11 protein-coding genes and 1 pseudogene are annotated in these 11,424 nt (G+C 60.3%); 5 read left to right on the top strand and 7 right to left on the bottom strand.

All coding sequences use genetic code 11. The features are described 5' to 3' along the window. The first annotated feature begins 4 nt into the window (after positions 1–4). From GDA49_03740 to GDA49_03730, 3 genes are read left to right on the top strand one after another with little or no spacing between them, the layout of a single operon-like run. Entirely contained in the window at positions 5–721 is a 717-nt protein-coding gene (locus GDA49_03740) for a class II aldolase/adducin family protein (GenBank protein ID MBC6439520.1), read from the top strand. Positions 722–724: 3 nt separating this feature from the next. After that, entirely contained in the window at positions 725–2,227 is a 1,503-nt protein-coding gene (locus GDA49_03735) for a glycerol-3-phosphate dehydrogenase (protein ID MBC6439519.1), read from the top strand. Then, positions 2,224–3,255, top strand: coding sequence for a class II aldolase (locus GDA49_03730; protein ID MBC6439518.1), 1,032 nt, complete (start codon positions 2,224–2,226; stop codon positions 3,253–3,255). Before GDA49_03735 ends, GDA49_03730 begins: the two co-directional genes overlap by 4 nt. A 596-nt stretch (positions 3,256–3,851) precedes the next feature. Here the strand turns inward: GDA49_03730 and GDA49_03725 are convergent. The 5 genes and pseudogenes from GDA49_03725 to GDA49_03705 form a co-directional block, all read right to left on the bottom strand. Then, positions 3,852–5,423 (bottom strand): GMC family oxidoreductase, encoded by a 1,572-nt coding sequence (locus tag GDA49_03725; protein ID MBC6439517.1) that lies wholly within the window; start codon positions 5,421–5,423, stop codon positions 3,852–3,854. A gap of 21 nt (positions 5,424–5,444) precedes the next feature. Further along, positions 5,445–5,969 (bottom strand): annotated as a pseudogene (locus GDA49_03720) (twin-arginine translocation signal domain-containing protein). A 23-nt stretch (positions 5,970–5,992) separates the two neighbouring features. Continuing rightward, positions 5,993–6,388: a VOC family protein gene (locus tag GDA49_03715; protein ID MBC6439516.1), complete on the bottom strand. Its 396-nt coding sequence runs from the start codon at positions 6,386–6,388 to the stop codon at positions 5,993–5,995. A 116-nt stretch (positions 6,389–6,504) separates the two neighbouring features. Beyond that, positions 6,505–6,798, bottom strand: a complete 294-nt coding sequence (locus GDA49_03710; GenBank protein MBC6439515.1) for a ribbon-helix-helix domain-containing protein — start codon at positions 6,796–6,798, stop codon at positions 6,505–6,507. A gap of 726 nt (positions 6,799–7,524) precedes the next feature. Continuing rightward, on the bottom strand, positions 7,525–8,067 hold the full coding sequence (locus tag GDA49_03705; GenBank protein MBC6439514.1) for a pyridoxamine 5'-phosphate oxidase family protein: 543 nt from the start codon (positions 8,065–8,067) through the stop codon (positions 7,525–7,527). 98 nt (positions 8,068–8,165) lie between these two features. Here GDA49_03705 and GDA49_03700 point away from each other — a divergent pair, with 98 nt between their 5' ends. After that, positions 8,166–8,864: a YafY family transcriptional regulator gene (locus GDA49_03700; GenBank protein ID MBC6439513.1), complete on the top strand. Its 699-nt coding sequence runs from the start codon at positions 8,166–8,168 to the stop codon at positions 8,862–8,864. Between the two features lie 160 nt (positions 8,865–9,024). Here GDA49_03700 and GDA49_03695 read toward each other — a convergent pair whose 3' ends face one another. Next, positions 9,025–10,224, bottom strand: a complete 1,200-nt coding sequence (locus GDA49_03695) for an amidohydrolase family protein (GenBank protein MBC6439512.1) — start codon at positions 10,222–10,224, stop codon at positions 9,025–9,027. A 154-nt stretch (positions 10,225–10,378) separates the two neighbouring features. Then, entirely contained in the window at positions 10,379–10,648 is a 270-nt protein-coding gene (locus GDA49_03690) for a hypothetical protein (protein MBC6439511.1), read from the bottom strand. Positions 10,649–10,814: 166 nt separating this feature from the next. Between GDA49_03690 and GDA49_03685 the strand changes: the two genes are divergently transcribed. Continuing rightward, positions 10,815–11,411: a helix-turn-helix transcriptional regulator gene (locus tag GDA49_03685; protein MBC6439510.1), complete on the top strand. Its 597-nt coding sequence runs from the start codon at positions 10,815–10,817 to the stop codon at positions 11,409–11,411. The last annotated feature ends 13 nt before the right edge of the window (positions 11,412–11,424 follow it).

Raw genomic sequence — 11,424 nt, 5'->3', positions numbered from 1 at the left:
TCCTATGAAGAAAGCCGAGAAAAACCTGCGTCAGGCGATTATAGACAAATGCCTGTTCATGAATGCCAGTGGCCTGAACCAAGGTACATCAGGCAATATATCAACCCGATTCGAAGATCGGATGCTGATCTCTCCATCAGCCATCCCCTATGACAAGCTGACCCCCGACATGATTGCTTCCATGCCCTTTGATGCCGAATACGGCACCTGGGAAGGACCTTTGAAACCCTCGACTGAGTGGCGATTTCATTTCGATATCCTCAACAACCGGACCGATATGGGCGCGGTGGTCCATGCCCATCCGAGCTATTGCACGGCTCTGGCCATCGCACGTAAACCGATCCCCGCCTGCCACTATATGATAGCGGCCTTCGGGGGCACGGATGTGCGGCTGGCGCCTTATGCGCGTTATGGTACCGCGGATCTTTCGGACTACGCCATCGCAGCGCTGGAGGATCGCACAGCCTGCCTTCTGGCCAATCACGGGTCTATCGCAATGGGCGAGGATCTCGACAAGGCGATGTGGCGCGCGGTGGAACTCGAAGCGATTGCCAGGCAATATTATCTCACGCTGGCCATTGGTGGGCCGGTTCTGCTCACCGAAGCCGAGATTGCCGAAACCGCTCAAGGCTTCAGCTCCTACGGGATCCAGGATGACTACAAGGACATTGCCACCGGCTCGCCAGCGCAGGAGGGCAAGAAACGCAAGGCGAAATCCTGAGGTATGTCCGAGCCCTATGATCTCGTTGTGATCGGCGGTGGCATAAACGGTGCCGGAATGGCCCGGGATGCTGCCGGGCGCGGGCTTTGGGTACTTTTGGCAGAGAAAGACGATCTTGCACAAGGCACATCGTCTCGCTCGGGAAAATACATTCATGGCGGTTTGAGATACCTTGAGCATTACGAGTTCCGACTGGTTCGCGAGGCCCTGATCGAGCGTGAAGTCGTCCTTGAAGCAGCACCGCATCTTGCCTGGCCTCTGCGGCTTTTGCTTATCCATTCATCGGAACAAAGACCGCGCTGGCTGATCCGGCTGGGGCTGTTTCTCTATGACAATCTCGGGGGGCGCAAACGCATTCCAGCTACCAAGACGGTGCACCTCGACACCGCACCCGAAGGCAAAGCGTTACGCCATGGATTTGACCACGCATTTGCCTATTACGACGTATGGATCGACGATGCGCGGCTTGTCGTTCTCAACGCGGTGGACGCAGCCAGGCGGGGGGCCGAAATCCGAACCCGGACCCGCGTTGCATCGGCGCGCCGGGACGGGGCGATGTGGCGGGTCACACTCCAAGGTCCGGACGGGACGCGTGAAGTGACGGCCCGGGCGTTGTTCAATGGGGCCGGACCATGGGTAGAAAACGTGATTAGCCAGGTTGCGGGCGTGAATTCTTCAAAGCGTATTCGCCTTGTCAAAGGATCACATCTCATCATGAAACGCTGGTGGGACGGCGATCACGGTTTTGTCCTGCAAGCACCGGATAAGCGGATCATCTTTGTCAATCCGTACTTCGACGACCTCGCCCTGGTTGGCACGACCGACATTCCCTTTGACGGGCGACCCGAAGCGGTTGCGATAGATGAGGTAGAAATCTCTTATCTTCTGGGCATTCTGAACCACTATTTTCTTGCCAATCTGACTGAGGCAGACATTCGCTCGGCCTATTCCGGGGTGCGGGCCCTGTTCGATGATGACGCTACCAAAGGCGCATCCGCAGTCACCCGGGACTACACGTTTGAGATGGACGGGGGCGAGGACGGGCGTGCACCGCTTTTGTCCGCCTTTGGCGGCAAACTCACGACCTACCGAAAACTGGCAGAGGCCGCGCTGGACCGTCTCGCACCGATGTTTCCGCAGATGGACGGGGCGTGGACCGACGGAAGCCCACTGCCCGGGGGCGACATCCCCGGGTCCGAATTCACCCGCTGGTTCGCGACGTTCAAAAGGCGCTTTGCCTGGATGGACGACGATTTAGCCTGGCACTACGCGGTGTGCTACGGGACTGATGCCTTTCGATTGCTGAAAGATGTAACACGGATCGAGGATCTAGGCCTGCATTTTGGCGGCCTCTTCTATGCCCGCGAAGCCCATTGGCTCATGAAGCATGAATGGGCACAGACTGCTGAAGACATGCTCGAACGACGCACCAAACACAGTCTCTTCATGACTCCGGCCGAACAGGCGCAGGTTTCCGAGTGGCTCTTGCGTGCAGAGGTCGCATGACCGAAACCGATCTACGGCAGAGCGCCGAATTTGCAGCACTCCGCCTCGCATCCGCCCGTATCGGGCAGGATCCCATGCAGATCCAGGGGCCAGGCGGTAACGTCTCCTTCAAGAATGGCGCTCACATGCTCATCAAGGCCTCCGGGACGTGGCTTGCCGATTCGGCGACCAATGATGTTTTTACCGCCGTAAATGCCGCCGCGATGAAGGACGCGGTTATTGCCAGTGCGCCGACGGCGGACACGCCGCAGCTGTTTCAAAACAGTGATGGACTCAGACCATCGATCGAGGCCGGCTTTCACGCTGTCCTTGATGCGCCGGTCGTGATCCACACACATTGCGTGGCGACCCTGGCCCGCGCCACCGTCCCCATTACCCGATCCGAGCTGGATCCCCTGGGGCTCGTCTGGGTAGATTATGTCAAACCGGGTGCCGCTCTAGCCCGCGCCATCCGGGCGGCATGGCGGCCCGGCGCGCAGGGGGCTGTCCTCGGCAATCACGGCATCATCGCGGTGGGACAGACGACGGCCGAGGCCGAAGCCGTCCTTGCGCGCGCGCGCAACGCATTTGATCCTGGCGCTGCACCGTCCCGGGCAGCGGATCCGTCATTAGTCACCGATCTCGCGGGCACCCCTTGGAAACCGCTTGGTGCAGGGGCCACCACGGCCATTGCCTTTGATCCCGTGCGGCTCGGTTTGGCCTTGGGCAGCGCGTTCTTTCCTGATCAGGTGATTTTTTTGGGCCCGTCTCCATTCATCGCCGAAAGCGGTCCGATTGTGAGGCCCGATGGGCAGACTGGAGCCCTCGCGTTTTATCCGGACAAAGGAGCCGCCATCCCGCAGGATGCCTCGCCCGCACAGGAGGCTCTGGCGCAGATGATCGGCGAGGTTGTCTATCGTTTGCCATCTGAACCGAAGCGTCTCGACGATAGCGAAATCGCCGAACTTCTCGGCTGGGACGCGGAGAAATATCGGCAATCACTCCAAAAGGCCCGAACGGCGCGGCTGCAGGACGGAGCAAGATCATGACAGGACCCAATGCTTTTGGTATCGATATCGGGATATCGGGTGTACGCGCCGCCGTTCTTTCGCCTGCAGGGAACATCGTTTGCAAGGCCTCCGCAAAGCTGCGTGATTTCGGAGTGAACCTCTGGAGCCCCGACGTGTGGGAAGCGGCATTGGCCACCGTGATGACGGAACCTCTGGCACGGTCGTGGGGCTGGACAAGGCGAGCCGTCCAGCTGGTGACGCGCTTATGTGCAATGATACCGTTGCGGGCATGGTCATACCGGACCGCATAGCCTGGGGTAGCCCACGTGACAGCGCCGCGCATGGCGCGCGCTTGTTCTCCAGACATGGACGGGCAGTTGTGCGCATCCTCCATAAAGCTGACTGGATCGTGAGTTTGCTCGCCGGAGCTCCGGTCGTCAGCGATGAAAGCAACGCATTAGGTTACAGCGGAACGAATCCGCGACAAGGTTGCCGTCAGCGGCAAGAAGGTTATGTGGATGGTTGGGGTGCCGCCCCCTACGGCTACCTCGTCGAGAACCGGAAACCGGTGGTCGACAGCTTGATCCACTATGTGACAGTGATGGGTCGCGACGCAGGACGCCGCGGCCCAGAAATCAGATGTTACCTTTGCTCAGCTCGCCGGCAACATAATCTGCCTGCCGGATCGCCAGCGCGACGATGGTCAGCGTCGGGTTCTCCGCCGCACCCGTAGTGAACTGCGAGCCGTCAGAGACGAACAGGTTTGCGATGTCGTGGGTCTGACCCCACTTATTCACGACGCCGTCGCGCGGGCTTTCGGACATCCGGTTGGTGCCGAGGTTGTGAGTCGACGGATAGGGCGGCGTCGGGAAGGTGCGCGTGGCACCTACCGCGTCATAAACGGCCTGACCCTGTTGATAAGCATGATTGCGCATCGCGATGTCGTTTGGATGGTCGTCGAAATGGACATTGACCACCGGAAGACCGTATTGGTCTGTGACGTCGTGGTTGAGCGTGACGCGGTTGGCCTCCTGCGGCATGTCCTCGCCCACGATCCACATGCCGGCCATGTTCTCGTAGGCATCCAGCGCCGAAGTGAACTCCCGACCCCAAGCTCCCGGATCCAGGAAGGCGGCCATGAACGGCAGGCCCAATGCCAACGTTTCGAGTTCGTATCCACCAACGAAGCCGCGCGACGGATCGTGACGCGCTTCGTCCTGGATGATGCCGGCCATGGTAGTGCCGCGCCACATCTTCACTGGTTTGTCGAACACGGCGTAAACCGAGCCACTCATGTGCCGCATATAGTTCCGCCCGACCTGGCCCGAACGGTTGGCGAGCCCGTCGGGGAACATCGACGAAGCTGAATTCAGCAGCAGCCGCGGGCTTTCGAACGAATTGCCGGCCACACACACGACGCGAGCCTTCTGCATCTGCAGATTACCATCGGCGTCGAAGTATTCGACACCGGTGACCTTGCCGCTGTCGTCGTGCAGGATCCGGGCGACGTGCGATTGTGTCCGAACTTCCAAGTTGCCGGTCGCTTCGCCCTCCGGGATGTCGACATAGCCTGCCGACCACTTGCTGCCCCATTTACAGCCCTGGAAGCAGAAACCGGTCTGCTGGCACATCAGCCGGTCGCGCTTGTCGTCCGAGTTGATCGCCATGCGGCCGGTATGGACCTGCTGGTAACCGAGCGCTTGGGCACCTTTTTCAAAGACAAGGTAGTTGTTGTTGCCCGGTAGTCCGGGACGGTCGCCAGTGCGGGTGACCACAAGCTTGTCCTCAGCCTTGGTGTACCAAGGATCCATCTCGGCGGCATCAATCGGCCAATCCAGCAGCGAGGCCCCTTGCACGGGTCCATAGGTCGTTTCCGCCTTCCATTCATGCTCCTGGAACCTCAGCGATGCGCCTGCCCAGTGCTGGGTGGCGCCGCCCACCGACTTCACGATCCAGGCCGGCAAGCCGCTGAAGTCCTTGGCGACGCGCCAGTCGCCCGAAGTGGTGCGCGGGTCAAGCCAAGCCAGCTGGACAAAGCTGTCCCATTCGTCGTTGATAAAATCCTCCGGCAAATGCCGGGCACCTGCTTCGAGAGCCACGACTGAGACGCCTTTCTGCGCCAGTTCGTTGGCCAGAACGCCGCCGCCTGCGCCGGTGCCGATGATGACGACCACGCTGTCGTCGGTCAGATCAAAAGGTGCAGCCATAATGCTTGTCCTCCCTACGACTCAGAGCCAGTTGATGTCGTTGAAACCGCGGTTGATGTAGCCGCCTTTGCTGAAGCTCTCGCCCTCGTAGCCAAAGATCGGCCAGACGGCCTTCTGGTTGTAGAGGCCGGTCACCAATCCGCCGCGGATCTGCTGGAAGAAGGCGCTGTTTTCCATACCGCGCAGGATGTCGACGCGGTCGCGTTCCCACCCAGTGGCGAGGTAGCTGTCAAAGCCTCTGCCCTGGGCAGCGGCATTCAGCGCTGCGATGCCGTCCGCAATGCCGGGGGCGGCCTCGGGGGTGTCGTATCCCTTGACGGCGATCACGTAGAATTCGTCGCCCACCTTGTCGTGGGGATAGATGTCACGTGCCATCTGCACGAGGGTTGCAAAGGTCTCGGCATCCAGCGATGTGGGAGCATAGGCTTAGGCCGCATTGGGGGCGGCCAGAAATCCGGCACCCACGACGAGGGACGCGCTGGCCGCGCTGGCGCGCTTCAGCAGGTCTCGGCGTGTCAGCACGCTCAGGTCTTGCATGTCGGACATGTCTCCATTCCTTCTTTTTGCGATCATTGGTAACGCCCGCCCCGTTCCAGAACTTCGATCTGGTAACCGTCGGGATCTGCGATGAAGAAGAACCGGGCAACAAACTTACCTGCCGGCGCAAAGGTGACGAGCTTGCGCGGGGCGAGACCGGCGGCCTCCAAACGCGCGTGTTCAGCATCGAGGTCATCGACCAAAACCGCCAGGTGCCCGTAACCGTCGCCCAGGTCATAAGGCTCTGTCCGGCTTTTGTTGACAGTCAGTTCGACCTCGAACTCCGCCTCGGCGTTGCTCAGGTAGATCAGCGTGAAATCAGGAAAGTCGAGACGGTCCGCCAATTCGAGGCCGAAAGCTTCGCGGTAGAACGCCACCGAACGATCCTCGTCCAGCACGCGGATCATGGAGTGAATGCTTTTGGCCAAAGTTGGCCTCCTGTCCAGCTTTCATGTCTTGCCCTGCAGCTTAGACAGCCATTCCGGGAGGCTGGGTAGTATGCGGATACTACCCTTGAAATTTTTCTTTTACGGGATCATGCGAGTTACTCGGCTGCGATGGCCGCGGGCTTTCGGTCTGGCGAAAGCTCTAGGAATTTCAGGCAGGCGCAGCGCAACAGGGAGGTGAAATTGGATGGCTCGCCTCGCAGTTCGAGAACCTCGTCATGAAGCTTCGACAAGAAATGTGGGGTTGAAACGCCCTCGTTGGCGGCGATATCGTCTAGAATATCCCAAAATGCGTTTTCGAGCCGGATGCTGGTGCTCTGTCCGTTCAGACGCAACCGACGGGTGATACAGGCATAACGCACGGTATCCTGACCGGCAAAAACCTGACACATGGTGGAGTCCTCCCTCGATTTGTGCCCTGAAACTGGGCATCGCGAAGCCTTGTTATACATTTCGCATACAAAAATCACTTTGCCGAGTCCATACACGCTTCGTCTAAGCCGATTTGACATTAAACCATACCACAGCGCACGACTCAGGTCAACTCTTAAAGATGACTAGTAGATTAATTGGTTCGGTGACAAAGATCATGAGAAATAAAAGTGAATGTTTTACTTTCTAACTGTCAATCTGGTCATTCTCTTATGCCAAGGCTAAGAACATTGAGAAGGCAAAGTCCCCCCTGAAGGTGCGGGCGATGTTTGGACTTGGACCGCGATTGAAGCCGGATGTAGATGCGCGCCAAACTGGTGAAACTGTACGGCTACCAGACGGACGGCAAGAGCCATGAGCGAAAGTACAGCCACGCTTGAGTGCACGGGCGCATCAAGAAGCAATGGTTGGAAGGCTCTACCGATCCCAAGCACGTCAGCACCAACTATGTGAAGCGCCAGAGCCTGACCATGCGGATGGGTATGCGCTGGTTCACTCGCCTGACCAGTGTGTTCAGCAAAAGACTGGAAGACCACATTCACATGGTGAGCCTGTACTCTGTGCAGGACAACTCCTGTCTTAGCACAAGAGCCTTGGCGGCGTGTCGCTTGTCGGGCACTTCCGAGCGCGCAACACCGTGGTGGCAACCGCCGTCTGAACGGACGGTGGCGCTTAATCGCACGGGTTCAGATTCCCGTCGCCAGGCCGTCGATATTCACCTTGTTCTTGGTGTCCCAATACTGGCGCACCTTTTCTTCGCCCATCTTGTCGTAGAACGGCACGAGCTGTGTCTTGCCGCGCTGTCCCTTGTAGGCATAGAGCGGCACACCGCTGCCACAGGATGGCTCGACCCGATCAATGGCGATGTCGAAGATCTGGCGCGAGCCAGCCATGACGGGGAAAAGGCCGAGCAGCTCGCTCCAGCCGTCATCGCGTGGATGCAGCAGACGGGCCGAGCCGTAAACCCGCAAGATCATCGGAGCGCCCTCGAACGCGCAGAACATCAGCGTGATGCGATTCTTGACCTGGAGATGGGCGGAGGTTTCATTGCCGCTGCCGGTCAGGTTCAGCCAGACGATACGATCGGGCGCGAGAATGCGCAAGCTGTCGAGCCCCTTGGGCGAGACGTTGACACGACCGTCTTCGGCCGCCGTTGCGACAAAGAACATTTGCTGACGTTCGATGAAGTCGGTGAAGCGCTGATCCAGGGCGGGCTGGGGGTTGGGCATGACATCCTCCTGACATTTCAGGCACTATCACCCATGGCTCCTGACAGCATGCTGTCAGGAATGAACGGGCACCCTGCCTGCCATGGAGATATCATGCGATGCGCCGCGCCGACCGCCTGTTCGAGTTGATCCAGATCCTGCGCCGGGCCCGCTCATCAATGACGGCAGCACAGCTTGCCGAAGCGCTCGAGGTGACCCCGCGCACGATCTATCGCGACATCGCCGCTCTGATGGCAATGCGCGTCCCAATCGAAGGTGCCGCGGGCATCGGCTACATCATGCGGCCCGGCTATGACCTGCCGCCGTTGATGTTCGACCGGGAGGAGATCGAAGCCATCGTGGTCGGGCTGGGGCTCCTGCAGCGCATCGGCGACAAGGGGCTTGAGGCCGCCGCGGATCGGGTCGCCGCCAAGATCGCCGAGGTTCTGCCCGAGGCGCTCGGGCGCGATCTCGACGACGGCCGCTTCGTCATCTCCCGCTTCGGGGCAGCCGATCCCGACAATGTCGACATGGGCCTGCTGCGCCGTGCCGTCCGCGACGACCTGCGGCTTCGCCTGCTCTACAGGGACGGTGACGGAAGGGAGACGGACCGCACGGTCTTTCCCTTGGCGGTTATCTACTACACCGAAACAACGGTGCTCGCGGCATGGTGCGAGCTGCGCACGGCGTTCCGGCACTTCCGTGCCGACCGCATCGTCCATTGCGCGGAGACCGGCGACGGCTTCGCCAATCAGGCTGCAACACTGCGGCAGGACTGGCATGAACAACTCCGCATGCCTCACGCCGCTCTGGACTAAGCGCCTACGCCATCTGGCGGATGGCCAAGAGCACCCTGCTCCGTCATAGCCCGGCTTGACCGGGCTATCCATCGACGGCCGAACGAACCGTTGACGAGTGTGGATAATGGATGTTCCGGTCAACCTGTGGCATGGCGGAAGAAATGTAGGGCGAGTCGCCTTATACCGCGTGTCTGGTGACCTCGTCGCGGGTCACCTGTAACTGATCAAGGTCGAACCCGTAGAGCCGAGCGGCATTGCCGCAGAGCACGTGATGCGCCTGTTCGGGCGTCAGCGTGTCGCGGATCGTCTGGATGTGCTTCGCGCTCTCGGGGAACGAGCCCTCGTCGTGGGGGTAGTCGTTGCCCCACAGCAGGACGTCCGTGCCGGTGAAGGGCACGTTGTGAAGCGCGATGGGATCGTCAGTGATCGTGATCGCACCCTGGCGCAGAAAATATTCGCTGGGCTTTAATTTCAGGGGCTTCATGCCGAGATGACGCTGGCGCTGCATCTGATCCATGGCGTGCAGCACCCAGGCCAGCCAACCGCACTCACATTCCGTGACGACCATCTTCAGGTTCGGGTGGCGCTCCAGGATGCCGGAGCCGGTCAGTTCCACGATGGGCGACATGCCTGCCAGCATCCCGGTCACCGTCGCGTTGAGGTGTTCGTATTCCTCGTCGTCGTTCTCAACGTACGTCCGGTAGGCGGCAATGCGTTCGTCGTTCATCGCACCGAGATCGATGAAATCGGCGTCGAATGCCAGGTTGCCACTGAAGATATGAAAGGTGATCGGGATACCCGCCTCTTCGGCCATCTCCCAGAGCGGCTCGTACTCTTTCGCGCGATAGGGCAGCCAGGGAACATTGGCCGGCACGAAGAGCGTGCAGAAGCCGCGGTCGAGGGAACGTCGCGCCTCCTTGAGCATCTCGTCGATGTCATCGACCGCGAGCATCGCAGCGGGCTTCAGCCGATGGTGCACCGGGCCGAATACATCCCAGACGAAGTCGTTATGGGCCCTCGCCCACGCATGATAGTAGGCTGCATCGTCGTTGCCGCGGGAGCAGGCCAGTCCGATGTTTGGAAAGATCACCGAGGCATCGACGCCCTCCAGGGCCATGTCGCGATAGAGCCGATCGATGTCGGTTCCGAGCGCTGGGTCAAGCCGGAACTCCTTCATCAGGTCGACCTCGTTGCACGCCTTCTTGAGCGCGCCCTCGCGTTCGACACCGTCGACATAGATGCGGAAATGGCCGTCGTCACCCTGCCGGAACTCCGGCAGCTTGTCGCGCATATCCTTGGGGAAATAGGGCCTGATGGCATCGGGTTCGCCGACATGGGAGTCGGCGCTGATGACGACATCATGGAGTGCTGCAGACATCGACCTGCCTCCTTGTTCGTTCGCCAGTCTAACGCACACCTATGTCGAGGTCAGGCCGGCAAACCTGATGGGACGGCGACCGGTCAGGTCTCGCCGTCCGTCTTGGTGAGCTTCGCGATCTCCTCCTCGGGGATGTCGTCGAAGCTGGCGTAGTTCATGTGGTAGAGCCGGCTGTAGAGGCCGCCGTTGTCAGGAGCCCCTGCGCCTCGTCGACCGCGCGACCGAGAAACTGGGGCACGAAGAGCTGGAACACACCGGCCGCCACGGCGGCGGTGATCGCGATCGCCATGCGCCAGCGGTTCTGGAAAGCCATCTGCGTTATGCGCCACAGGACGCTCGTGTCGACCTTGGACACGTCGATCTTGTAGCGGCCGTCGAAATTGAGGTCAGAACGCCGCCGCGCGCCGTCTGAAGCGGCGGTCATGGCACGTTACCGGTTGTGGGCACGCGTGTACTCTAGAGCATCACGGCGCGGCGCGGGGGCGGAAATCACCACAGAATCACTCGATATGGGATGAATTTTTGTTGCTTGAAAGTCAGAAAAGTGAATAATCAGGATCAAACATTCATTTTAGCGAAGATGGTCGCCTATGGCCGTTGGTGTTGTTTCCGATCACCCCCTGCCCGAGTCACCCGATGTCCCAGGCGTCGGCGCGGAGCTTCGCGCCCTGCGCAAGGCACGCGGGCTGACGATCGCCGAACTGGCGCTCACCCTCGGTCGTTCCGTCGGTTGGCTCAGTCAGGTCGAGCGTGGCGTCAACGAACCCGCCATCCGCGACCTGCGCCATGCCTCGGAGTTCTTCGGCCTGCCGATCGGGTTTTTCTTCCACAACGACGATGCACCAGCCGACGAACGTGGCCGTGTGGTCCGCGCCAGCGCCCGACGACCGCTCGGCAACAGTGAGGAAGGCCTGGTCGAGGAGCTGCTCTCGCCCGACCTAACCGGCAGCTACGAGGTCGTGCGTTCGGTCTTCGCCCCGGGTGCCCGGCTGGCAGAGCCGGTGACCCGCATGACCGAGGAAGCCGGCTACATTATCGCCGGCACGCTCGACCTGGAGATTTCCGGCACCTGGTTCCGGCTCGAAGCCGGCGACAGCTTTCGTTTTCGAGAAGAGCCTTACCGCTGGCGCAACGCCGGTGCAGATGAGGCCGTTGTGATCTGGATTGTCTCGCCGCCTGTTTACTAGGGACGGCGTCGAA

The organism is Rhodospirillales bacterium (assembly GCA_014323865.1).
Lineage (GTDB): Bacteria > Pseudomonadota > Alphaproteobacteria > SP197 > SP197 > SP197.
Note: the sequence above shows the minus strand (reverse complement) of the source record. Positions and strands in the feature narration are given on the sequence as shown.